Origin of the sequence: Paenibacillus daejeonensis DSM 15491 (assembly GCF_000378385.1) — a bacterium.
Lineage (GTDB): Bacteria > Bacillota > Bacilli > Paenibacillales > Paenibacillaceae > Paenibacillus_D > Paenibacillus_D daejeonensis.
In genome coordinates, this window is sequence record NZ_KB899660.1 from 151,317 (window position 1) to 176,250 (window position 24,934).

At 53.3% G+C, this 24,934-nt stretch carries 22 protein-coding genes; 4 read left to right on the forward strand and 18 right to left on the reverse strand.

All coding sequences use genetic code 11. The features are described from left to right. Positions 1–2 precede the first annotated feature (2 nt). The 6 genes from F556_RS0107520 to metH all read right to left on the reverse strand — a co-directional run bounded on the left by F556_RS0107520 (position 3) and on the right by metH (position 10,246). Positions 3–818 (reverse strand): Fpg/Nei family DNA glycosylase, encoded by an 816-nt coding sequence (locus tag F556_RS0107520; RefSeq protein WP_020616308.1) that lies wholly within the window; start codon positions 816–818, stop codon positions 3–5. A gap of 37 nt (positions 819–855) precedes the next feature. Further along, positions 856–1,674: a TIGR01457 family HAD-type hydrolase gene (locus tag F556_RS0107525; RefSeq protein ID WP_020616309.1), complete on the reverse strand. Its 819-nt coding sequence runs from the start codon at positions 1,672–1,674 to the stop codon at positions 856–858. Next, on the reverse strand, positions 1,671–2,771 hold the full coding sequence (locus F556_RS0107530) for a Gfo/Idh/MocA family protein (protein WP_020616310.1): 1,101 nt from the start codon (positions 2,769–2,771) through the stop codon (positions 1,671–1,673). The genes F556_RS0107525 and F556_RS0107530 overlap by 4 nt, the downstream gene beginning before the upstream one ends. Next, entirely contained in the window at positions 2,768–4,156 is a 1,389-nt protein-coding gene (locus F556_RS33475; protein ID WP_020616311.1) for a ribonuclease H-like domain-containing protein, read from the reverse strand. The genes F556_RS0107530 and F556_RS33475 overlap by 4 nt, the downstream gene beginning before the upstream one ends. Then, positions 4,153–6,441: a DEAD/DEAH box helicase gene (locus F556_RS0107540; protein WP_020616312.1), complete on the reverse strand. Its 2,289-nt coding sequence runs from the start codon at positions 6,439–6,441 to the stop codon at positions 4,153–4,155. The genes F556_RS33475 and F556_RS0107540 overlap by 4 nt, the downstream gene beginning before the upstream one ends. A 364-nt stretch (positions 6,442–6,805) precedes the next feature. Then, positions 6,806–10,246, reverse strand: a complete 3,441-nt coding sequence (gene metH / locus F556_RS0107545) for a methionine synthase (protein ID WP_020616313.1) — start codon at positions 10,244–10,246, stop codon at positions 6,806–6,808. A 152-nt stretch (positions 10,247–10,398) separates the two neighbouring features. Here metH and F556_RS0107550 point away from each other — a divergent pair, with 152 nt between their 5' ends. Further along, positions 10,399–10,941, forward strand: coding sequence for a 1,2-dihydroxy-3-keto-5-methylthiopentene dioxygenase (locus F556_RS0107550; RefSeq protein WP_020616314.1), 543 nt, complete (start codon positions 10,399–10,401; stop codon positions 10,939–10,941). A 510-nt stretch (positions 10,942–11,451) separates the two neighbouring features. On the opposite strand, the gene F556_RS0107555 is transcribed toward F556_RS0107550, so the two are convergent. From F556_RS0107555 to F556_RS38535, 5 genes are all read right to left on the reverse strand, one after another. Further along, the gene (locus tag F556_RS0107555; protein ID WP_020616315.1) at positions 11,452–12,258 is read right to left on the reverse strand and encodes an HAD family hydrolase; all 807 of its coding nucleotides are present in this window, start codon (positions 12,256–12,258) and stop codon (positions 11,452–11,454) included. Between the two features lie 35 nt (positions 12,259–12,293). Continuing rightward, on the reverse strand, positions 12,294–12,818 hold the full coding sequence (locus F556_RS0107560; protein ID WP_020616316.1) for a hypothetical protein: 525 nt from the start codon (positions 12,816–12,818) through the stop codon (positions 12,294–12,296). Between the two features lie 21 nt (positions 12,819–12,839). Then, on the reverse strand, positions 12,840–13,826 hold the full coding sequence (locus F556_RS0107565) for an aldo/keto reductase (protein ID WP_020616317.1): 987 nt from the start codon (positions 13,824–13,826) through the stop codon (positions 12,840–12,842). Positions 13,827–13,866: 40 nt separating this feature from the next. Further along, positions 13,867–14,094: a DUF896 domain-containing protein gene (locus F556_RS0107570; RefSeq protein ID WP_020616318.1), complete on the reverse strand. Its 228-nt coding sequence runs from the start codon at positions 14,092–14,094 to the stop codon at positions 13,867–13,869. Positions 14,095–14,280: 186 nt separating this feature from the next. Then, a complete protein-coding gene (locus tag F556_RS38535; protein ID WP_020616319.1) occupies positions 14,281–14,649 on the reverse strand; it encodes a LysM peptidoglycan-binding domain-containing protein in 369 nt (122 codons plus the stop codon). Positions 14,650–14,842: 193 nt separating this feature from the next. On the opposite strand from F556_RS38535, the gene lexA reads away from it, so the two are divergent. Beyond that, positions 14,843–15,463, forward strand: a complete 621-nt coding sequence (gene lexA, locus F556_RS0107580; RefSeq protein WP_020616320.1) for a transcriptional repressor LexA — start codon at positions 14,843–14,845, stop codon at positions 15,461–15,463. A 151-nt stretch (positions 15,464–15,614) separates the two neighbouring features. Here lexA and F556_RS0107585 read toward each other — a convergent pair whose 3' ends face one another. Beyond that, positions 15,615–16,043, reverse strand: a complete 429-nt coding sequence (locus tag F556_RS0107585) for a hypothetical protein (RefSeq protein WP_020616321.1) — start codon at positions 16,041–16,043, stop codon at positions 15,615–15,617. A 38-nt stretch (positions 16,044–16,081) separates the two neighbouring features. Next, positions 16,082–18,583, reverse strand: a complete 2,502-nt coding sequence (locus F556_RS0107590; RefSeq protein WP_169447556.1) for an outer membrane protein assembly factor BamB family protein — start codon at positions 18,581–18,583, stop codon at positions 16,082–16,084. A 155-nt stretch (positions 18,584–18,738) separates the two neighbouring features. Here F556_RS0107590 and F556_RS37690 point away from each other — a divergent pair, with 155 nt between their 5' ends. Together F556_RS37690 and F556_RS0107600 are read left to right on the forward strand one after the other, a co-directional pair. Further along, on the forward strand, positions 18,739–18,885 hold the full coding sequence (locus tag F556_RS37690) for a lmo0937 family membrane protein (protein ID WP_020616323.1): 147 nt from the start codon (positions 18,739–18,741) through the stop codon (positions 18,883–18,885). A 144-nt stretch (positions 18,886–19,029) separates the two neighbouring features. Further along, the gene (locus F556_RS0107600; RefSeq protein WP_020616324.1) at positions 19,030–19,329 is read left to right on the forward strand and encodes an alpha-helical endospore appendage domain-containing protein; all 300 of its coding nucleotides are present in this window, start codon (positions 19,030–19,032) and stop codon (positions 19,327–19,329) included. Between the two features lie 56 nt (positions 19,330–19,385). Here the strand turns inward: F556_RS0107600 and cyoE are convergent, their stop codons facing one another. From cyoE to hflX, 5 genes are all read right to left on the reverse strand, one after another. Beyond that, positions 19,386–20,303, reverse strand: a complete 918-nt coding sequence (cyoE, locus tag F556_RS0107605; protein ID WP_020616325.1) for a heme o synthase — start codon at positions 20,301–20,303, stop codon at positions 19,386–19,388. A 190-nt stretch (positions 20,304–20,493) separates the two neighbouring features. After that, positions 20,494–21,822, reverse strand: a complete 1,329-nt coding sequence (gene glnA, locus F556_RS0107610) for a type I glutamate--ammonia ligase (protein ID WP_020616326.1) — start codon at positions 21,820–21,822, stop codon at positions 20,494–20,496. 27 nt (positions 21,823–21,849) lie between these two features. After that, positions 21,850–22,263 carry a MerR family transcriptional regulator gene (locus F556_RS0107615; RefSeq protein WP_020616327.1) on the reverse strand — a complete coding sequence of 138 codons (414 nt, stop codon included), beginning with the start codon at positions 22,261–22,263 and terminating at the stop codon, positions 21,850–21,852. A 79-nt stretch (positions 22,264–22,342) separates the two neighbouring features. Then, positions 22,343–23,599 carry a methionine gamma-lyase family protein gene (locus tag F556_RS0107620; protein ID WP_020616328.1) on the reverse strand — a complete coding sequence of 419 codons (1,257 nt, stop codon included), beginning with the start codon at positions 23,597–23,599 and terminating at the stop codon, positions 22,343–22,345. Between the two features lie 35 nt (positions 23,600–23,634). Continuing rightward, complete coding sequence (gene hflX / locus F556_RS0107625) at positions 23,635–24,927, reverse strand: GTPase HflX (protein WP_020616329.1); 1,293 nt, start codon at positions 24,925–24,927, stop codon at positions 23,635–23,637. Positions 24,928–24,934: the final 7 nt, after the last annotated feature.

Here is a 24,934-nt window from a genome sequence, read left to right on the forward strand (position 1 = left end):
GACTATCCCTCCTGCTGACAGCTAGGACAATAGAATACCTTGCGTGAGTTGATTTCTTCGCGAACAATCTCGCTGCCGCAGCGTACACAGGGCTCCCCACCACGATCATAGACTTGACAATGATCATTGTAGCCCCCCGTCAGGAGATCATCTGCCGTGAATGCATCCTCCATATAGCCACCCAGAGATGCAGCTTGCTGCAGCTTGGCGTGCATGCTGGCATACAATCGACTCCATGACTCATCCGAGAGTGCCGGAATTCGAGTACCTGGACGTACGCCAGCTGCAAAAGCGATCTCGTCAGCATAGCAGTTACCAATGCCGGCGATTACCTTCTGGTCGACCAGTGCACTCTTAAGCACACCTCTTTTGCCCTTGAAAAGTGCACGGAAGCGGGCTTCGGTGAGGCGGCTGTCAAAGGGCTCCGGCCCCAAATCCTTGAGCCGCTCGTCAAGCTCCTTGACGGAGAGCAGATGCAAATAACCGAGGCGCAAGCCAATAAAATAAAGCTTGCCCTGCGGGAATGTCAACGTCACCTGGATCGTCCGGTCCGGTTTCTCCTCATCGGAACCGTAGAACAGCCAACCGCCCAGCATCAGATGCAGCAGCAGCCGTTTGCCATTGTCCAGGTGGAAGATGAGATGCTTGCCCCTGCGTTCAATGAACCATACGGATCTGTCGATCAGCTCCGCCTTGAATTGATCGACCGGCATATTCACCGACTTCTCGCGCGTTACCTCAACATCCTGCAGCCGCGCTCCTGCTATCCGCTCCCCCAGCAGGGTGCGGTATCGTTCCATTTCCGGCCATTCCGGCATGGTTCATCTTCCTTCCTGTCCTCGTCGTTAGCTTCTCTTATCTCCCGAGCCGCTCCGAAATATACGTCTGCAGCTCGTGAAGATTCTCAAATATGACATCGGGCCGTACGCCCGCTTGCTCTACATAGGACGCCAAATTGTCTTGATTCGTAATGCCCGTCAGCACCAGCGCCGTCGGACAGCCTGCTCCCACGCCGGCTGCGATATCCGTCAACAGGTTATCGCCCACCATCCAGGTCTGTTCGGCCGTGGTCCCCATGCGATCCAGAGCATAGTTCACCAGAATGCCGGATGGCTTGCCGATCACAACCGGCTTCTGTCCGCCAGCCGCTTGCAGGAGAGCCGAGATCGAACCTGACCCCGGAATCACGCCGTCTTCCACAGGAAGCAGCAAATCCGGATTGGTTAGCACATAACGCGCACCGCTATGAATCAATCGCACGGCTCGCGTCAGACTCTCGTAGCTCAGATTCCGGTCCAGTCCCTGCAGCACGACATCTGCATCTGATTCAACCACTCGTAGTCCTGCAGTTGTCACTGCCTCGCGAAGACCGTCTTCGCCAATGACGAATACGGCTGCTCCTGGCTGCTCCAACGCTATATACGATGCCGCCGCTTGCGCTGAGGTGCACACTTGCTCCGGTTCAGCCGGGATACCCATGGCTTGAAGCCTCGCCGCAAAGGTCTGAGGGTTAACCGTCGAGTTGTTGGTAACAAACAGATGAGGAACCCCTCTCGCAATCAAGGACGCGATCCATTCATCCGCCCCTTCAATCATGCGACCGCCATGATAGATGGTTCCGTCAAGATCGATGAGCAGACCGGCCGGGCTAGGCAGCTGTGCCGTCGATGTCATCGTGTCTGCTCCTCGGCACTGCTGCGCAAGACACGGTCAATCCAATATTCCACATGAAGTCCGTCAGCCAGACGCGGCGCAAGCTCGGGATAACGGTCCTCCCCGGCATAACGTTGTATGTAATGATATAGCGCAGCAAAATGTGTATCGACCGCAATGCCCATCGTTGCCTTGTCGCCTGGCAACAGCTCCAGCGAATCGGGAACAGGCAGAATAGGAACGGAGCCTCTCACGAGATGAACCGTCGGCATTTGATCGCGTTCCAGGTCGGCTGTCATGCTGCCATGCGTTCCGACGATACGAATCTCAAAAGCCTCGGAGCCTAGTGCAATTCGCGATACTTCGACCGTGCCGCTGACACCGGATTCTGTCGTGTACTGCATCATCGCCCAATCATCCACTTCAGATGGTACATGTATCGTGGAGCCTGCAGATTCGGGCCTTGTTTTGACGTGAGCACGAGCTTGTCCGGTTACTTGCTGGTAATCACCAAACCAGTGCCGAATCATATCCAGGGCATGCACGGCAAGATCACTCGTTGCACCGCCGCCTGACAGCCCGCCTTGCAAGCGCCAGCTCATCGGCCGCTGCGGATCAAGATATCCGGAACGCCGGTACGAGATACTGCATTGTAGAATATCGCCCACCATGCCTTCGGCCAGGATGGAGCGAATGCGCATCACAGCCGGATGGTACCGGAAGGTGAAGGCCAGCTGCTCCGCGAGTCCGGGATATCGCTTGGCTTCCTCCAACAGCTGTGCCGAATTCGCGTACGTATCCGTAATCGGTTTCTCGCAGTAGATGCCCTTCCCTTGCGGCAGTGCCGCCATAACGTCCTCATAATGACGGCTGTTGGGTGTACAGATATCCAGCACGTGGACTTGATCGTCTGCCACTGCTTCTTGAACCGAATCTGTCACCCGGCGAAATCCAATCGCTTCTGCCTGGGCGCGATGCCGATCCGGCTGGCGCGTGACCAGTGTGTCCAGTACCGGCAGCAGCGGCAACGGTTTAATAATGGGCATCGTCCGCAGAGCGGTCATATGGGTTTTTGCAATATTGCCAAAGCCTGTGAAGGCAAATTGAATGGTAGTCATCGTTGTTTGTTCCTTTCCACTTTGGTGAGCAGCCGTTCTAAGCGTTTGCGTATTACTTCGCGATCCTGCTGCTTACGGCCTTTGCGGGACTCCTCGCGGGCTCCCGACATGGCAAAAGCAAGCTTGGCATAATACAGCGCCATCGGCAAATCCTTGCTCCGATGCTCATGGTACATAGCCAGCTCAATATGCGCTTCTGTAACCGCGCTGGCGGACTGCTCCGCTGCCTCGGCGGCCTTCTGCCACAATACCACAGCACGCTCCCAATTACCAACCTTCTTGTCTCTGGCAGCGAGCGGCAGGCACCAGTCTCCTGGCAGGACTGCAGGGTCCATCAGACGTGTGTAGAGAATCTCTGCATCTTCCGTTCTGCCCATCTTCTCCAGCCATAATCCGGTACGCAGCAGCTCCTCTGGCTGCTGCGGGTAAGGAAGCTCCCCACCGAGCGCACCGCTCAGCAGCTTGCCATAACGGATGGCCAGTGCCGCCAGGGAGAGCATGTCGATCTCGTTATGCCGGAAGACAGCCTCGAGCGGCTGCGGATCGCGGTCCGCCAGGTACTGATAGTAGAGTGCCGGTGCCATAGATCCTGGTACATCGTCCTCTCGCCGGATGCCGAGTCGCGCTTCCTCCACGCGGCTAAGCTTGCAGGAATCCAGGGTCTGACGCCATAAGCTGCGTGAGGGATGCAGAAAGTCAAAATGCAATGGCACAGGCAGCCCCTCGCGATACCCATGCATGACATAACGGCCGGAGAGGGCTGGCCAGTCGAAGGTTTTGCCATTATAGGTAGCCAGATATCGCCTGTTCTGCAGCCAGCCGTGCAGATATCCCAGCATGGCCCGCTCCTCTGCGGGATGACGGATGAAGAGCTGCTCAATGACGAAGCACGACTCCTCCATATAACCCATACCTACCATAAACGGAATCGTACCGGTTCCAGCTCCCAAGCCTGTGGTCTCGAGGTCCAGGAATAAGAGATCCTCCGGCCTTGGGGCGGGTAGGCCAGGGTGAAACGCTGCTAGTTCAGGCACGCTGCTATGCAGCTCCGATAATTGCTGATCGCCGTGTGCGTAATGCAGCGGATAACGCAGGCGCCGCCGCAAGAAAAACTCACCCTCATGTGCGAGCATCTCGACGCCAAGCGCTTCCCAGCCTGGCTCCAGCGGATGTTCGTTGGGAGCTGAAGCATCTGCGGTCGGTGCTACGGCCGGTTCCTGTATGACCTCTACAGTTGCAGCCGACTCCCGTTCGGCTCCAGCAAGGCCTTCTGTAGTTGAGCCAGCGCTATCAGCTGACTCATCTTCGGGTCTGTTATCCTGAGTCTTCGGCTCTGGTGACGCAGCACCCAAGAGCCGGTTCATCCGGTCTCGTAAACCGCTCATTGCCCCTCACCTGCCTCTCCGAGAAGTTCCAGCGCCTGCTGCTTGCCTAGCAAGCCGACCTCCTCGATTGGGCCAACACAGGCAGGACAGCCACTTAGACAGGTGCAGGAGGTAATATGATCGCGAGCCTGGCGCATCAGCTCGTCATGGACGTCGTAGAGCCGTTCACTGAGCCCAATGCCACCGGGGTAGCGATCATAGAAGAAAATTGTCGGCAGCTTGGAGTGCACGGCCTTGACCTGCGGGACCACGCGAATATCCAACGGATCGCACATCAGATAGAGCGGCGCGATGTGAACGAGCACATTGGCGAGACCCAGCAAAGCCGATTGCATCTCATCTGTAGTCTTGCGGGCGGCGGCCTCTTCATTGAAGGAGAACCAGTAGGAGCTCGTGTGCAGCTCCTCCTCCGGCAGATGAATCGGTCCGGAGCCGATATTCTCGTGCGTCCGCATCCGAATCTTTTTGAAGATCGTCGCCTTGGCATTGACCGTGACATCCCCGAACTGCCGCAGCAGCTCGCCGAACCTGGACTCCTTATCTACATGCAGCACCTTGAGCTCGACCGCCATGTTAGCGTCGGTAAAATAATCGACATCTACCTCGCGGACGTACGCTTTTTTCTCGTGATAATCGAGCTTCTCCACCTGGTACTGCACACCTTCATGCAAGTAAATGGCTTCCTCGTGCACCAGTGTCGGCGCACTGAACCGGTCGACCTCACCCAGTACGCGATGCTCGGGCAGCGTCATATCGATAATGACCACATTTTCCTGTGCCGCAGAGCGCAGCGAGATGCCGTGGGCCGGGAAGGACTGCTCCATCCAGTACCAGCGGCTGCCTGACTGCGTCAGCACTTGGGCCTCTGTCAGGTATTCCAGCATATCGCGCAGCGATTCGCCTCCGAAGGTATCGCCTTCCTCGAAGGGCAGCTCGTACGCCGCACATTTAATATGGTCAATCAGAATGAGTAGATTATCGGGATGAATGAGTGCACGCTCCGGTGGCCGGTTAAAGAAAAAGTCCGGGTGCTGAATAATATATTGATCCAGCGGGTTGCTGCTGGCGACCATGAACGTCACGGCACTACCCTGGCGCCGACCGGCACGACCCGATTGTTGCCAGGTGCTGGCGATGGTTCCGGGATACCCGTTAAGCACGCATGCCTGCAGCTGGCCGATGTCGATCCCCAGCTCCAGTGCATTTGTACTCACCACACCGCGGATCTCCCCGCTGCGCAAGCCCTTCTCAATCTCCCGGCGCAGCTTGGGCAAATACCCGCCACGGTAGCCGCGAATCGTCTTCGTGCCGAACTCGCGGCGGACCAGCTCCTGCAGATACGTGAGCAAAATCTCAACACGAACGCGGCTGCGAGCAAATACGATCGTCTGAACACCCTGCTTGAGCAGCAAGGCTGCCAGCCGCTGCGTTTCCAGCACGCTGCTGCGCCGGATGCCGAGCTGCTTATTGACCACCGGCGGATTGTAGAACACAAAATGCTTTTCCCCCGCAGGGGCGCCGTTGTTGTCCACCAGCGTCACTTGCTCGCCGATCAGTCGCTCCGCATGCTCGCCAGGATTATCAATCGTAGCAGACGCGCATATGAATTGCGGTGAGGAGCCATAGAACGTGCAGATTCGCTTCAGACGGCGAATGACATTGGCTACATGGCTTCCGAAGACGCCCCGGTAGGCATGCAGCTCGTCGATCACAATATACCTCACGTTTTCAAATAGCTTGACCCATTTGGTGTGATGCGGCAGAATCGCGGAATGCAGCATATCCGGATTGGTAACGACGATGTGCCCTGCATTGCGAATCGCGGTCCGGACGGTCGGCGGAGTGTCACCGTCATACGTGTGGGTTTTAATATCCACCTCCATCACGTCGGCCAGCTCCTGCAGCTCAGCTACCTGGTCCTGGGCCAATGCCTTGGTGGGAAATAAGTAGAGTGCCCGGCCGCTATCCCGCTCCAGCAGGGATTGCAGCACCGGCAGATTGTAACACATGGTCTTGCCCGATGCCGTTGGCGTGACCGCTACGACATGGGAGCCTGCACGCACTGCAGCGTAAGCATCCCGCTGATGGGTGAACAGCTCCCCGATGCCGCGCTTCTGCAGCGCAGCCGCCAGACGAGGATCCAGATCGGCGGGCAGCGGTGCCGTCCGCGCGTCGCGGGGCGGTATCGTATGCCAGTGCGTCACGTTTTCCATGATTTCCCGCTGCGTACGCACATGATCCAGCCAATCCTCCAGACTGGATGCCTTGCCTGTCCATCGGTTCATCGCTCGTTCTCCCCTTTCGTTTATTTCTTGTTATCTATTATTCTACAGAATGCATGTTCGCTCCGCAATCCCGTTCTTGTCGAACAGCCGCGAACGGTCGTTTGCAGAAGGCCGCATTTCGGTCGTTCACGTCCGAACTTGTCGACTCCTGCGCTTTCCCGGAAAATAATTTATATTGCCCAGCCTTCATTGCCCAGGACATAACCGCGAATATTTCCAATCATGTATGGCATCCGTCGCTCCGACAACAAGACCCCGCCGGGCTGTTGCGCCCGGCGGGGTCTGCCGGTCATAGCCCTAGGTCCGTGCAATGCATGGACGGGCTAGACGGCTTGTTGGGAGCAACCCGGATAAAGCCAGGCCGCTACACTTTTTCGACGTTGAAATATTGTGCCTCCGGATGTGCAAATACCATTGCCGATACTGAGGCCTCTGGCTCCATCATAAAGCCCTCGGTCAACTCGATCCCGATATCCTCCGGCTGCATCAATTCGAACAGTGGCTGCTGATCTTCCAAATCCGGGCAGGCCGGATAGCCAAATGATACGCGGATGCCCTGATAACGAGCACCAAGCCGCTGCTTCATAGTCATCTCTGGTGGATCTGGATAGCCCCATACATCCCGCATCATATGGTGGACGCGCTCGGCCAGACCTTCCGCCACTTCCAGAGCAACAGCCTGCAAGGCATGCGACCGCAAGTAGTCGCCATTGTCCTTGAGAATCGTGGCCCGCTCCCTTACGCCTTGACCGGCCGTAACGACGAGGAAGCCTACATAATCCATCTGTCCACTGTCCACTGACTTCAAGAAGTCAGCCAGACAGAGATGCGGCTCGACCTGCTGGCGAGGGAACGAGAACCGCTTGATCTCCTTGGAAGGATCAGCCGGATCGTAGATGATGATGTCGTTGCCTGACCCCTGAGCCGGGAAGAAGCGATACATGGCATTAGCATGCAATGTCCCTTCAGTGGCTGCTTCCTTCAGCAGCTCATCCACTGTTTCCTTGAGCTGAATCACTTTCTGGTCACCCTTGGCAATTAACTGATCAACATTGCCTCTGACACCCAGATGATGCCCCAGCAGCATCTGCATATTCACGTACGGAATGATCTGATTAATTGGAATCTCACGCAGCACATGCCGCTCCAGATCCGGTGGTGTGAAGATTGGAGCGTCCGGAGAAATCTTCGAGCGGACGGCGCGCGTCAGCTTCGGCAGCTCCTTCTTCTCCTCCACCTCTACGCCGCCCGATGCCTTGAAGGCCGCAAGTTCTTCCTCCATCCCCCGGCGATGCTCCGGGTTCATCAGCTTGTTGGCAATATCCAGACCGTCCATCGCATCCTTGGCATACAGCACCAGGCCATCGTATTCCGGACCGATGCGGTTCTTCGTGAACTTGCGGGTCAGTGCCGCGCCGCCAACGAGAATCGGAGCAGCAATGCCAGCATTCCGCATATCCTGAGCCGTAATAACCATTTGCTGAGCCGACTTGACGAGCAGACCGGAGAGACCGATCGCATCAGCAGGCTCCTTGCGGTATGCTTCAATCAATTGCTCCGGCGGCACCTTGATGCCAAGGTTAATAATTTTGTAGCCGTTGTTGGAGAGAATGATTTCGACAAGGTTCTTGCCGATATCGTGAACGTCACCTTTTACTGTTGCCAAGATAATCTTGCCTTTGACAGACGATTCGTTCTTCTCCATATATTGCTCCAGGAAGGCTACCGAGGCCTTCATAACTTCAGCGCTTTGCAGCACTTCAGCAACGATCAGCTCGTTGTTGTTGAACAAACGGCCGACCTCTTCCATACCTTTCATAAGCGGTCCGTTGATAATGTCCAATGGCGCATATTTGTTCAACGCTTCAGTCAGGTCAGGAATGAGCCCCTCTTTTGTTCCTTCAACGACATAAGAGCCCAGACGTTCTTCCAGCGTCAGCGTAGAGATTTTCTCTTTTTTGTCAACCTTCTTCTCGCGGAAAAAGGCAACAAAAGCCGCCAGCGTCTCATCATTGGTATTGAAAATGAGCTCCTCAGCGAGTCGGCGCTCCTCTTCGGAAATCGAGGCATAACGCTCCAGCTTCTCCGTGTTGACGATGGCATAATCCAGCCCGGCTTTGGTGCAATGGTAAAGGTAGACAGAGTTCAGTACCTCACGGCCCGCATCAGGCAGACCAAAAGAAATGTTACTGAGGCCGAGAATCGTCATGACCTTCGGATACTTTTCCTTAATCATCCGGATGCCTTCGATCGTCTCTACCGCAGAGCCGATGTATTGCGGGTCACCGGAACCAACCGGGAACATGTTGGGGTCGAAGATAATATCCTCTTCCGCAATCCCATACTTGTGCACCAGCAGGTTGTAGGAACGTTCCGCTACCTCCATCTTCGCCTCGCGAGAGACAGCCTGGCCCCGCTCGTCAATCAGGATACAGACAACAGAAGCGCCATACTTATGAATGAGCGGCACAATGGCCTCGAATTTGGATTCCCCATCCTCTAGGTTAATGGAGTTAATAATCGCCTTGCCCTGCGAATATTTGAGGCCCAGCTCGATAATGTGGTCGTATGTCGAGTCAATAACGAGTGGGACTTTGACTTTTTTGACCACTTCCTGCAGGAAGGTCTCCATCGCATAAGCTTCATCTACATCCGTATCCTGCAGATTGATATCAATAACATGTGCGCCGTTCTTCACCTGGGCTCTGGCCACCTCGGAGGCTTCCTCAAACTTGCCTTCCTTGATCAGTCGCTTGAACTTGCGCGATCCGGAAATATTCGTACGCTCACCGACCATAATTGGACGATTATCCGCTTCAATGAATACGGGATCAATACCGGACACTGCCGGCGGGTGATCGCCCGCAATGGCACGCGGTACGAAAGCATCCAGCGTCTCCTTCATAGCACGGATGTGGTCCGGCGTCGTGCCACAGCAACCACCGGCAATGTTCAGCCAGCCCTGCTCAGCAAACCCGGCAAGCTTGCGCGCCAGCGATTCCGGCGATTCATGATACTGTCCGTTCTCGTCGGGCAGACCTGCATTGGGATAACAGCTGACTGCGGTGCGTGCAATGCCTGAAAGTGTCCGGATATGGTCACGCATGAATTCCGGACCGGTCGCACAGTTCAGACCAATCGAGACCGGCTGCAGATGCTCCAGCGAGACATAGAACGCCTCGATATTCTGACCGGCAAGCGTCGTACCCATCGGTTCAATGGTACCGGAGATCATAATAGGCAGCTCTGTGCCCAATGTCTCGAACGCCTTGCGAATACCAATGCTGCCAGCCTTAACGTTCAGCGTATCCTGTGAAGTCTCCAAGAGGATGGCATCGACGCCGCCCTCGATCAGAGCCAGCGTCTGCTCGTAGTAGCTGTCCACCAGCTCGTCGAACGTAACCCCGCCCGTAACAGACAAGGTCTTCGTTGTAGGTCCCAGGGCTCCAGCGACATAGCGCGGCCGCTCCGGGGTCGAATATTTATCAGCTGCCGCCTTGGCCAGCGCCGCTGCTGCCAGATTAATCTCTCTGGCTTTCTCGGGAATGTCATACTCCAAGAGCACGACACTGGTCGCGCCAAATGTGTTGGTTTCGAGAATATCTGCGCCTGCTTCGAGGTAAGCCTCATGGATATCCTGAATTAGATCTGGACGTGTCAGTACCAGCATCTCATTACAGCCATCCAGCTCTTCACCGCCGAAATCGTCGGCTTGCAGGTCCGCCTGCTGTATCATCGTTCCCATCGCACCGTCCAGAATCAGGATGCGCTCTTTCATGAGGTCTTTTAAGTTCGGTTTTGTCATTAGTTCGCATAGCTCCATTCGCCAAAATCAGTTAAGCAATAGTCTACCAGAATCGACAACGCATGAAAAGGCTAATCCAGTCGACAGCACGTTACATTTGGTCTATAATAAGAGCATTCGATTTTAATTTCGATTGGAAAAGAGGGATTAGAATGGCTGAAATAGTTATTCGCAACACACAGGAACGCATTAAAGGTGAGGATCAGGTGCGCGAGTTCCTGACCAGCCAGGAAGTCTTGTACGAGCATTGGGATGCAGGCAAGCTGCCGGCCGAATTGAAAGATAAATTTGTATTGACTGACGAAGAAAAACAACAAATCCTCTCTACATTTGATGCAGATATTAAGGATTTGGCTTCTCGTCGTGGCTATCTGACTTGGGACATCATCGCACTATCCGATGCGACACCTGACCTCGACACGTTGCTCAAGAAATTCGAACAGGTGCACACCCATACCGAAGACGAAGTTCGTGCAATCACAGCTGGACGCGGAATCTTCATCATCAAAGGAACGGACGATGTCGGCTACTTTGATGTTGAACTGGAAGCTGGCGATGTCATCTCCGTACCGGAGCACAAGCCGCACTTCTTCACCCTGATGGACAACCGTCAGATCGTAGCTGTACGTTTGTTCATTGAAACTGAAGGCTGGATTGCTCATGCATACGATGATCCGGCATTCCAGAAGGCCTAATACTCGCATTATTCAATCTAGCCCCGGCACGCCTCGTGCCGGGGCTTGCTGCGCGAGCGAGATCCCGTATCCCGTATATAGAGACGAAGACAACATGGCTCGCACATCACTGTAGACCAGACGCACCGTCTTATGGTCGCTACCGCTACTAGCGCATTCCTCAAACAGTATGTTCAGACTCTAACGGCCACCACCGCAGCTATTTTGCCTAAAATTGAGCCTACAAAATTGTAACGGCCATATAAGCACCTATCTTGCGTCAAAACGCCGCTTTCCCTATGTTTTGATGCCAATAACTGCGCCTGTGGCCGTTAGATATGCAAGACCCTCAAAAAAGCCAAAATAAGCGCCTCTGTGGCCATTAGCGTACCTTTGTGCTTAAAGACAACAAAAGAGCGATTCCGGAACCTGCCGGGTCGCTCTTTTGTCATGAAGTCGCGGAGCAGACTGCGCTCCCTGCGTCATTACAGGTATTCCAGGAACTCTTGTACCCCGTGACTTGCCAGGGTACTAGGCCTGGCTATTGACTGCCGGCTCCAGCAGCTCCAGCAGCTCTTTCAAATTCGTTACTTCATGATCGGGTACGATTTCGTCTGAGCGCTGCATGCCATGCCGATTCACCCACACGCTTGTCATGCCGATGCTGTTCGCCCCTTTGATATCAGTCGTCAGCTTGTCGCCAACCATGATACCCGATTCAGGGTCGATACCGAGCCGTTCGAGCGCATGCAGGAAGATGGCTCCAGCAGGCTTGCCCTGTCCGAATTCACCCGAGATGATAATGTGGTCGAAGTACGGTGCAATCTTCGGTACACCGGCCAGCTTCTCGCGCTGGAGATCAGGAGAGCCATTGGTCAGAAGCAGCAGCTTGTACTTGCCCTGTAGCGCATCCAGCACTTCGAATGTCTCGTCGTAGATGTACGGACGCTTGCGGCGTTCCGCTGGGAATCTCTCTGCCAGCTCAGCACCCAGCTCTGCATCGTCGACGCCAAGCGCAAGCAGTCCTGCCGTCCAAGCGGCCTTGCGATAGCCTGGCGCCAGCTGCTCCAGCTGACGAAATTCTGCTTGCTCGCCTTCACGGAAGTCTGCCCATAGACCTTCGAACGGGTTGATGCCGATCATGGAGGTAAAGGCGTAGGTGTCGTAAGACTCATACAGTGCACGAGCCTCGCGCCGTACCGCAGTCTCCAACTCTTCGCTATTCACGCCTGTGCGCTCAGCGGCTGCTTCACAGGTTGCTTCGAACGCTTCCTTGACACTCCGGTCATCCCAGAGCAACGTGTCATCCAGATCAAATAATACTGCCGTTTTGTTCATGATTTCTTAAATCCCCTTTTATCATATGGTGCGATTTAATCGTTTTCCTGAATGGCAATTTGATGGTCCTTGGCGAATTCGCGTAGACGATCTGCCATTTCATGAATCGGGAAGCGATTCAGTGTTTTCGAGAACATCCAGTTTGCCCCTTTATGCTGCTCGATAATGATGTGGCCCTTGAAGATCTGGATGCGCTTGATGCCTTCTGAAGCAATTCGCTTGTCACCCGTCATCTTGCGTGTCTGCACATAGTTATGGGCAACCGCCAGATACGGACGCCGGAAGAAAAACAGCATCGCCAGAATAATATAACAGACGATCGTCACCCAGAATAATCCGGACATCGTTTGGCCGCCTGCAGCCTCGCTTCCGGGCAATGTACCAAGATACGTGTAAAACGCAATGAACAGCAGGATAGCTATCGGCAATATATAGTTGCGTCCGCGGAATCGGTCCACCCGGGTTTCCTTCGGTACGTAGCTGCCTACCCCACGTTTTTTGTTGTACTTCGTTACGGCAGATGTGTTCTTGCGAACCTGCCTTTCCCATGATCGGGACATGCCTGTTCCTCCCTCAAATAGTTAAATCGGCCGACGAAACTTGGCAATAAAGCGATTCGGATATTCCGAAGGCAGCTTGCTCGCCTCGTTGAGCTTGTCCCAGATCGCCTCCGGCATGGTCCAGCCGATTGCCCCCATATTGTCCTCGAACTGCTCCAGTGTGCTGGCACCAAAGATCGGTGAAGTAATGCCCTCCCGCTGCAGCAGCCAGTTCAGAGAAATCTGGGCCGGCGTGCGCCCCAGCTCGTCTGCCGCATTCCGCACGAGATCGAGAATCGCAAAGTTCTTATCGGTCGCGCGCAGCTCCCAGGAGCTCTCGCCAGCCTTGGCAGTCAAGCGGCCAGAGGTAGGTTCCTCACGCGTGTACCGCCCCGTCAGGAATCCCCCGCCTACCGGTGCCCAAGGAATAATCCCGACATTCTCTTCCAGACAGAGCGAGATCATCTCTCGGTCCATCTCGCGACTGACGAGACTATACTGCGGCTGAATCGATACGAACCGTACATACTGGTTCTTCTCACTAACTGCCAGCGATTTCATAAGCTGCCAGGCAAAGAAGTTGGAGCAGCCGATATACCTCACCTTGCCGGAAGTGACCAGATCGTCCAGGGTGCGCAGCGTTTCCTCGATCGGTGTTGCATGGTCCCATGTATGAACCTGGTACAGATCGATATAATCGGTGTTCAGCCGTCTCAAACTGTCATGGACCCCGTCCAGAATATGCTTGCGTGAGAGACCTGCTCCATTTACATCGTCAGATGTTTTCATTCTTACCTTGGTAGCGAGCACCACTTCAGAACGACGATCCTGAATCGCCTTGCCTACGATTTCTTCCGAACGGCCGTCTACATAGACATTCGCCGTATCCAAGAAGTTACCGCCTTTGTCCAGGAAACGGTGAATCATTCGGATGGAGTCCGCCTCCGATGTGGTATTGCCGAAGGTCATCGTGCCCAGACAAAGCTCCGATACCGCCAGTCCGCTTCTTCCCAATAGCCGCATGTTCATCCTCAGTCTCCTCCCCGTATGTAAGACTGAAGGCAAGCCTTCAGTGACGCAGCTTTCCGTTGCCTTGCTCGGGATCCTCGGGGTTCGTTTCTTCGTCCCCATCCACGATCTCGATTGCATCCAATTGGTTGCGGAAATTGCGCTTGAAAATCTCCAGGTACTGCTGTCTTAACTTCGCCCGTTCCGCGGTCTCTTCCTCGGTCAACCCGATTTGCTTATGTTTGCGGGATAGTTCATTAATACGGGCAATCAGTTGTTCCATTTCCATGCTTCGCTTGCCTCCTACGTGGTCACACGTTTCAATTCCACTCTCTACTTTGACATTAGGCAACGTGTATTGTCAAGATAACGAAAACAAGCCGAAGAGCACCATCTATCCATGAATGAATAGAGGTGCTGGTCAGCTTAAAATATAGATAAGGAGAAATCCTAGTATTGTTAGGATGACATTCGTTTAGAAAGGTATGATTAGGCTCTGTCCAGAGACCAGAGATGAGTTGGAAATCCCGTTACGTGACTGTAACAAATAGATCGCTTCACGAACGTCCATATTCTCCGGCATGTGAGTCTTGGCGATTGACCAGAGGGTATCCCCCGAGGATACAATCACCATCGTCTCATGCGCCAACGGCTCATACGTAGCAGGATTCGCGTAAGAATCAACTAGCAGAACGCCAGACATCAGTATAGCGATCACTACAGCGATGACTGCAACCTTAGGCAGTATACTGACAGAGAGCCTGCGCCAACGTGAAGGGTTCGACTGTCTCTGATTTCTATTGGATACGTGTATGCTCCGGTACGAAGTTGTCTGCATGATCATTTCTCATCACTCCAAACATTTGTTCTGTTACGAGGTTATCACGAACACTTGTTTGGAGTCAAGCATTTTTAAGAACATTTGTTCTTTCTCCATAAATATCTGCGAACAGATGTTTTTCGGAACTTATGTTTGTACGAACTCCGGTTCTGTGCTATAATTTTACACAACTAACCGAACAGATGGAGTGATTTCTGTGTCTAAGATTTCGAATCGCCAGCAATCTATACTTGAATTTATAAAGACCGAAGTCAAGGAGAAAGGCTATCCACCATCCGTCCGAGAGATCGGAGAAGCTGTAGGTCTTGCATCGAGCTCCACTGTCCATGGTCACCTGGACCGTCTGGAGAAGAAAGGGCTAATCCGCCGCGACCCGACCAAACCTCGTGCTATCGAGATTCTGGACCAGGAACAGGGCGAGCTACAATTCCCCTTGTCCATTTCCAAAGTCCCTGTTGTCGGCAAAGTAACTGCAGGCATTCCGATTACAGCTACGGAGAACATTGAAGAATACTTCCCGCTCCCTACCCACTTTGTAGGCGACAATCAAGTGTTCATGCTGAATGTTGTCGGCGAGAGTATGATTGAAGCAGGCATCCACAACGGCGACTACGTCATTGTCCGCCAGCAGCAGACTGCCAACAACGGCGAGATCGTCGTCGCAATGACGGAGGACGACGAAGCGACAGTGAAGACCTTCTATAAGGAGAAGGATCACATCCGCTTGCAGCCTGAGAATGCTACCATGTCTCCGCTCCTCTTGAAGCGCGTGACCATTCTCGGACGAGTCATCGGCGTGTTTCGCGACATTACCTAGTTGCATCCAGATACATAAGAAGAGCCTGCGGCTATGCCGAGGCTCTGACAAGACGATTGATACCTTCCACCCGTTTGGGTGGTTTTTTTTGGTTTGGGACGGATGCGTTGAACAACCTAAATGAAGTCTCCCATCCGCTCCTCTCTCACTACTAACTCAGACTTCCTTCAACGGGATAGCGGTACACCAGAAACCAATCCAACAATTGAATCAACAATCCTACAGCTCCGAACAGTATCAGACCAATCAGAGGTTGTGTAACTAATGGCATAGCTGGGTCCTGGATGTAATTGGTACCGAGCCAATAGCCCATTCCCATCATCAACAGTGTTGGCAGAAGTAGCTTCCACAGTCTCTGGCCGCGCGGCAGTTTGTCGAGCAGCAAGCTCACTGGCATAATAGTTAAACCATAGAACGGTATAGCCAGACCGCCGAATAAAAACACCACATACATCGTCATCCCCATCTGCATGGAGTTCATCTCCTGTCCAAGACCTGCCTTCTCTAACAAGTAGATTGCGCCAGCGGCTAGTACAGCAAAAATGAACACCAGCCAATAATGACGTGTCATTGTATTCATTGTCATCCCCCTTAGACGGTTTCTTCACTGCAGCTATGCTACTCATCTGATAAGCTGTCCACTCGGCTAAAGTACCCGTTGCCTCCGCCAATATAGAGCTCCGTGCCCTCTTCCGTATTTAAGATCGCATGATACTGCCATAAATCGGCAGCTTCATTAATGCCCGCGGCCACGACATTGGCCATCCGGTACAGTATCTGCCCCTGTGTAGGATCGACGACCAAGATACTGCCTTGTGATTCTACAACCAGCTTGTCTTGAAACTTCGCCACTTGTATGGAGAGCCCAATAGGCGTTGACCATAGCAGCTTGCCGTCCGAGAGCTGATACGCCTTCAGTTCACCATCCAGCAGACCGTACAATTTCGTCTCGTCTGTCACCGTCCGCTCCAGTTTGCCTGGAACCGACCACCGCACCGACCTGGTATCCGCCTCAAGTAGTGACGTGACAGTAGCTTCATCTGTTGTCCTTACCTGCATGATTAGCCCATCGGTCAAAATTTCATATCTCAATTGAGGAGAGCGCTCCAGGATCGTTACCACGTCACCCTTTTCCTGGTCCAGTAGCCTCCACTCCGATTCGGTATACGTCCAGATGGTGTCGCTAGGGGTACGTTGATCTTCTTGAATTGTGTAGAAATACATGTCGACCGCATGCCCTTCAGCCCGCCACACTTCTTTCCCTGTGACGGCGTCCAGCCCTGCCACGACGCTGTCAGCAGCCGTTTCTCCTCCATAATGAACAAGCAGCCTTCCGCCTTCCGTCAAACGATGTACAAGTTGACCAGGCCGTTCCAGCTCTTTGCGCCAGAGCAGTTTGCCATCCTTAAGCTTGTAACCTTCAATGATGGATTGCTGGCGATCTGACGCCTCCCGTTCATTCGTCGTATAGGAGACTGCGGCTACACCTTGAGCAATCGTATGGCGAAGGTCAATGCCGGACTGCGGCAGCGGCAGCTGCCGCTCCAGTTCCCAGCGAGTCCGCCCCGTCGAGGCTTCCAGCGCCTCCATCCGATGTGTGTATTCCGTATCAGTCGTCGCCCCGGTGACCACGCCTCCCAATAAAATCTCGCCTTTATCTGCAGACTGGCTGTGCTGAACATCCTCATACCCGAAGCTCCGCTGCCATCGTTTTTCACCATCAGCAGCACTCAATGCCACAACATTGGATCGTTCATGCAAGCCGCTGATATACCCATCGTCACCGAACAATAACAGCGTGTCGCCCGCTGTCCCGAGCAGAAAACTATGGGCCAACTCCAATTTTGTGCGCCATTTGAATGGCTGTTCCACAGTAGAAGGTGCATCTGACGAACGCCTGTTCAGCTTAGAAACACTTAACGAGCCATCGTCATTCCAATCCACTATCAGTTCAAAATTGCCGTGCTCGTATCTCCAGCGGCTATGATCAATTGTCTCATCCTGACCACCATGAAGCTGCTCTACAAACTGCGGCTCCCCAAACAAATGGCGAACAGCTTCCTGGGTGACAACAGCTGGCAGGGAGCGTTGAAGGGCTGCACCCGCTTCCGCATAGGTCGTACGCTCGTCTTCATTAAGCGCAGCCAAGGTACCCTCTGATCGGTCATGCAACTCGCTACGGCTAACCCACAGGGCGCTTACAGGGCCTCCGTTCCCTCGTTCGACCGGCAACAATGACACCCAGTTCTCCGTCTCAGCAATGACGAGCATGCGCTCCCCACGATACAGCTCCGAGGCGGAATGAGATTGTCCCGGATACCAGTAAGCAGGCGCATCGGACAGCAGGGTTCTTCGCTCAGGTGTAACACTCCTCAGGGAGGCAGCTTCGGGCGTCAATTGCCAGACAGGCACCCATCCACGGTGCTCGTCGCTATCCAACCTCGCGAACCGGTCCGTTAAGCCCGTCAAGACATAGTCCAGGTCCTTCTCAGCATAAAAAGAAACGACCGCCCGTTCCCCACCTGGCTCCGAGTAAGCCTCAGCTCTTGTCTGGACATTGACGGTCTCACCAATACGGAGTTCATGGGTCATGGCAATCTGATTATCGATCGAGGACGATCCTGGGTTGGAGCCAAGGACTAGCCAATTCGTCTGAATATGTCCCTCTTCATCGACATAGTACAGGACTGCTTCCAGAAGCGTGCCGTCAAGTGCCCAAGTGAGCAGCAGCTGCTCCTGTACTTCCCCTTCTGCAAGTCCAACAAGGTCTGCACGAGCTGAAGGCTCCGCACTCGTATACGTGTATTCGGGCAGAGCTGTATCGTAACGCCAGATCTCTCCGTCCAGCCAGTCACCATTGTTCACCAGGATAGGTCCATCAATGACATGTACAGGAGCTCCCAATGCCTCTCTAACGCGTTCAGGCGTGACATCGGGATGAAGGTGCCCCTCCACGGTTCCTAGCAACTGAGCGGAAGATACGAGCCCGGCAGACTGTGTTGCTATTTGATCCCGAGCTGAATATGACAACGGAGCGCCCACCTCTTCCTTGCAGCCCATCAGTGTAACTGCGAGTGTAGATACTCCTGCTAACGTAATGACCCTCCACCAGAATCTCATGTTTAGACCCCTTTCGAGTTGTCTGTTACCTAATAGACGGCATTCCTCAATCAGGAGTTGCATATATTTGTCAGCACAAATTAGATGAACCAAGTGATTAGAGCTCACATGGAATGTTTAATTGAAACTATCAAGAGATGAAGGGGAGTGTTACTATGTTATGGGCAATATTTGTCATCATACTTATCTTCTGGGGGATCGGCTTTGCCATTGATTTGGCCGGTGGTCTCATCCACATCCTACTCGTGTTTGCCCTTATCGCACTAATCTTTAATCTCGTGCGCGGACGAAGGGGCGTTTGACACATCTCCAGCGTGAGATACAGCTTGTCGACATCAAGTCGACAGGCTGTATTTTTTTGTTTTGTAATCCTAAATATTTTGTTGTTGTTGGACACGGTGTATCGCATATAAATGAAAGAGAATTTTTCAGAGGAGGTGACTTCAATGTCGCAATCGAACATTCCAAATATTACGCCAACGATTTCGATTACGCGGGATGATGCCATCAATTTGCTATTATCGTCTATTGCATTGGAGGAGTTGGGACTCAGTCATATCATTAATGCCGAAGGAGAAAAGCTTCAATATGTTCTGGGTACACTCCCGGGTCTGACAGGACCACCGGCTTCCATCAGCGATATCCTTTCCATTAATGCGAGCGTCAGGGAAACCATTCGGGAACTAACAAAAAAAGAATGGCTGTTATTGAGCAAACTGGATAGTGTCTTGTCGCTGGAACAATAGATCTTCCTATGAAAAAAAGGCTTATGCACGAATACATAAGCCTCCCTCTATTCTCATTACAGCTTGAAGATAATCCCCATCATCGAGTAGATAATGACCGTTGTGAACAGGATCGTCATATGCAAGAGCGAGTACAGAAACAAGGATTTGGCCCATCGTTCCGAATCCATCCTCCGATACCCGTACAGACTGATAATTAGCCACCCTACGCTCAACAAGATAGCAACCAGCATCAAGCCCGTGCTTAACGTACCGAGCAGAAAGCTGCTGGCAATCAGCAAAACCAAATACACATTGGTCTGAATGTACGTCCGGCGGATTCCTTTGACGACCGGCAGCATAGGTACATTGGCGGCTTTGTATTCGTCGTGCTTGCGAATAGCAATCGCATAGAAATGCGGCATTTGCCAGATGATCATGATGAGAAACAGTCCCAAAATGGCAGGATGCGTCACGTCTGGATACATGGCTGCCCAACCAATCAGCAGTGGCATCGCTCCGGATATGCTGCCGATCTCGGTGTTGTAAATGGTCCTTCTTTTACTCCACATCGTATAGGGAACCACATAAAAGAACAGACCCAAGAAACCGAGCAATCCAGCCAGCCAGGTTGTCAGTGTAAGAGCTGTCAATCCCAAGAGCGACATAATAATGGCTAGCCACAATGCCATCCTGGCGTCAATCTCTCCCGTCACTGTTGGTCTGGTTTTGGTACGCACCATAATCGCGTCAATGTCCCGGTCATAGAGGTTGTTAAAGGTACCAGCAGCTCCAATCACCAGAATGGAACCGACCAGCGCAAGCAGAATCTCCGGCAGCTTGTCCCACAGGTTCAGGTTGTACTTGTACAGCGCAAGTGTCAGACCTGCAAACATGGTGAGCAGATTCGATTTGATAATGCCCGTTTTTACGGTTTTTGCTAATATGTCAATCCAATTCTTTTTTGCTGATGGGATTACTTGTTCCCCTTGCATTACATTTGCCCCGCCCCTCTATAAATCAAAAAATAGTTGTCCATTCCATCATTTTATAGTTTGCTTAGCAGAAGTGCCAGTTATAACTTTATGAACAATTTAAAAAACATAAAAAAAGACCAATCGTCAGGAACAACGATCAGTCTCATAATTGGATGAAAAGCGTCTCTATCCTTAAACAGAATAGGTATTAATACAGTGTCAGATACTGATCTCTCTCCCACTGATGGACCTGGGTGCGGTACATGTCCCATTCAATTTCTTTGAGCTCATAGAAGTGAGCCAGGGCATGATCACCGAGCGCATCGCAGATAACTTCGTTGCGGAGCAGCTCATTCAGACCTTCCTTGAGGTTAGCCGGCAGACTTGGGATACCCTCGTCCAGACGCTCTTCCTCGGTCATCACATAGATGTTGCGGTCTGTTGGTGCAGGCAGCTGGGTTTTGTTCTTGATGCCGTCCAGACCAGCCATCAGCATAACAGCCAGTGCGAGATACGGGTTGGCTGCCGGATCCGGGTTACGCACTTCGACACGTGTACTGAGACCACGCGAGGCCGGAATCCGAATCATTGGGCTGCGGTTACTCGCCGACCAAGCCACGTATACCGGTGCCTCATAGCCAGGAACCAGACGCTTGTACGAGTTAACGGTAGGATTCGTAATAACGGCATAAGCACGTGCATGGCGCAGCAGACCAGCCATATAGTGACGGGCTGTCGTGCTCAGGCCCAGCTTGTCGCTCTCATCATAGAAGGCATTGGTCTTGCCTTGGAACAACGATTGGTGACAGTGCATTCCGGAGCCATTGACGCCGAATAGCGGCTTAGGCATGAAGGAAGCATGCAAACCATGCTGACGAGCTACCGTTTTAACGACCAGCTTGAACGTTTGAATCTGGTCAGCAGCTTTGATGGCATTGGCGTATTTGAAGTCGATCTCATGCTGTCCCGGTGCTACTTCGTGGTGGGACGCCTCAATCTCGAAGCCCATTTCTTCAAGCGTCAAGACGATTTCACGACGGCAGTTCTCGCCCAGGTCTGTAGGTGCCAAGTCAAAGTACCCGCCTTGGTCATTCAGCTCCATCGTAGCTTCGCCCTTCTCATCGGTCTTGAAGAGGAAGAATTCCGGTTCTGGACCCACGTTCATCGCGGTAAAGCCCATTTCCTCGGCTTCCTTCAGACAACGCTTGAGAATGCCGCGTGGGTCACCTGCGAACGGCGTGCCGTCCGGCATGTAGATGTCGCAAATGAGACGTGCAACACGATTCTCGGTAATCCAAGGGAATATCATCCAAGTATCAAGATCAGGGAACAGATACATATCCGATTCCTCAATACGTACATATCCTTCAATGGACGAGCCATCGAACATCATTTTGTTATCTAACGCCTTCTCGAGCTGGCTGATCGGAATTTCTACATTCTTGATCGTGCCCAGTAGGTCGGTAAATTGCAAACGAATGAAACGTACATTTTGTTCTTTAGCGCTGCGTAAGATGTCTTCTCTAGTAAAACTCACAGAATCCTCTCCTTTAGCTGCATATAATTAGGGTCTATTGCTATAGAAACGGGACAGCTGGCCTTGGATAATCGAGGCCTTGCCCGGTCTCTTCTCCATCAGCTGCTGCTTCAGCAGGCGGTGCAACTGAGTCTCGCTCATCTCGCGACGACGGGTCTCCGTCTGTTCGGTGATGACAGTGGCTTCCTCGGACTCCTTGGAGACCGGATGCATCACTTGCTTGATCCCAGCAATATTGACGCCCTTCTCGATGAGGGACTTGATCTCCAGCAGACGCTCTACGTCGTTAAACGAGAACAGACGCTGATTGCCATTGGTTCTGGCCGGGACGATCAGCTCATGCTGCTCGTAGTACCGGATCTGACGGGCAGTCAGATCGGTAAGCTTCATAACGATCCCGATGGGAAACAAGGCCATATTTCGGCGAATTTCGTCAGCCATGTCGCATCAACCTCTCAATCCTTGATATACACTCATTGTACCTTCCTGCCGGAAAAGTGTCAAGTTGTGTGAGGTTTAATTACAGTTTATTCATAATTTCCATGCGAGTCAATGCGGTCAACACACCGAATTTGACATGGCTATACGTTAATCCACCTTGCATATAGGCAATGTAAGGCTCACGGATTGGCGCGTCAGCTGACAGCTCCAGGCTGCCGCCCTGCATGAAAGTTCCGGCGGCCATGATAACCGGATGCGTGTAGCCCGGCATGTCCCATGGCTCCGGTGTCACATGCGCGTCAACAGCCGCAGCCCTTTGGATCCCTTGAACAAACGAGATCAGCAGCTTCTCGTCGCGGAACCGGATTGCCTGAATCAGATCCGTCCGCTTCGCATCCCATGCAGGTGACGTTTCGAAGCCCAAATGATCGAACAGAGCTGCAGCGAATACACTCCCGCGCAAGGCTTGTCCCACCAGATGCGGCGCCAGAAACAAGCCCTGGTAGATGCTGCGGGTCGTCCCCAGCATTGCTCCTACCTCGCCACCAATGCCGGGGGCCGTCAACCGATAGGATGCCGCCTCCACGGCAGCAGTCGTGCCGCAGATGTATCCTCCCGTGGCAGCAAGGCCGCCGCCGGGGTTCTTGATAAGAGAACCTGCCATTAGGTCGACACCAACCGACGTCGGCTCGAGCTCTTCCGTAAATTCACCATAGCAATTGTCCACGAATACCAGGACGTCAGGCTTAACGGACTTGACCAGCTTCACCATACGGGCAATTTCGTCAATCGTGAACGATGGGCGCCATGCATAACCGCGTGAGCGCTGGATGCCGATAACACGCGTGGCAGGCGTAATCGCTGCCCGGACCGCGTCCTCATCGACAGCGCCTTCTGCTGTCAGATCCACTTCCCGGTAGGTTACGCCCCAATCCTGCAATGAGCCTGTCCCATCTCCGGGCTTGCCGATAACCTTATGTAATGTATCATAAGGCTTCCCCGTAATATACAACAGCTCGTCCCCGGGACGCAACACGCCGAACAGGGCGCAGCTGATCGTATGCGTTCCCGAAGCAAAATGAGGACGCACCAGCGCGGCCTCCGCCTCAAACACATCCGCATAGACCAGATCCAGTACTTCCCTGCCCCTGTCATTATACCCGTAGCCCGTAGATCCGGCAAAATGATAATCACTTACTTTGTGCTTCTGAAACGCCCGGATGACCCGCCATTGGTTCCGCTCTGCGATCCCATCAATCGCTGCAAATTGCGGCGCAACCCGCGCTTCCGTTTCTTGAGCCAATTGTTCCAGGCGATCCCATACTTCTGTTGTCATGTTGTAAACTGATTCCCCTTTAACCAACCTATATCCTATTGTGTAGATGCCAGATACGGCTCCAGCTTGTACCCGTGCACCTCATAGCTCTGTTTGTCTACTTCCACCGTCAAATGGATCAACTCTTCATCCACCTCTTGGTGGACAACCTCGCCAACGCGGTAGACAAGCGAGATGATTTCTCCTTGCTCTGCCGGTACGGCAAAGGTCAGCGTCTGACCTGTCAGGCGATCCTGGATCCGCTCCAGCAGTATACTCAGATCACCCTCGTCCAGGGCGCTAATCCACATCGCATCGTCCCCAGCAGGCACGCGTTCTCGCTGCTCGTCCTCGCACAGATCCTTCTTGTTAAATACCAGCAGTTGAGGCTTGTCCGATGCCTTCAGCTCCCCAAGAATGTGTTGGACGACCCGCATCTGTTCCTCCCTAACTGGCGATGAACTATCCACGACATGGAGAATCAAATCCGCCTCATTGACCTCCTCCAGCGTAGCGCGGAAGGCGGCTACCAGATCGGTCGGCAGGTTCTGAATGAATCCAACGGTGTCAGTCAATACAACCTCCCGCCCATTGGGAAGCTCCAGCGTCCTTGAGGTCGGGTCCAGCGTTGCGAACAGCTGATTCTCTACCAGTACATCCGCCTGGGTAAGCTGCCGCATAAGCGTGGATTTGCCGGCGTTGGTATAGCCGACCAGCGCAACCTGGATGACGCCGCTCTTCCGGCGGCGTTCCCGGTGCAGACCCCGATGGCGTACAACCTCTGACAGCGCCGACTTCAGATCGGAGATCCGGTCACGGATATGCCGGCGGTCCATCTCAAGCTTGGACTCACCGGGACCCCTCGTGCCAATACCGCCGCCAAGACGCGACAGATTCTTGCCGTGGCCCGAGAGCCGCGGCAGCAGATAGCTCAGCTGAGCCAGCTCAACTTGAATAATCCCCTCACGGGTGTGCGCACGTTGAGCGAAGATATCCAGGATGAGCTGCGTCCGGTCGATAATCTTGAGATCCAGCGCTTCCTCCAGGTTGCGAACCTGGGCACCGGACAACTCCTGGTCGAAGATAACGGTGGTCGCCTGCAATTCTTCAGCAACCGCCCGTACCTCCTCCACCTTGCCTTTACCGATAAACCACTTGGTATCGGGCGTATCCCGATTCTGTGTCATCGTCGATAAAACTTCAACGCCTGCCGTTTCCGCCAGGCGCTCCAGCTCCGCCATGGAATGCTCGGGCTGGATAGCCTCTCTCTTTAACTGCGGGGTGACCAGACTGATTAGCAGGGCACGGTCCTTGATTTCATGTTCGGTTGCATAGGTCGTCTCTCGCATCCATTAT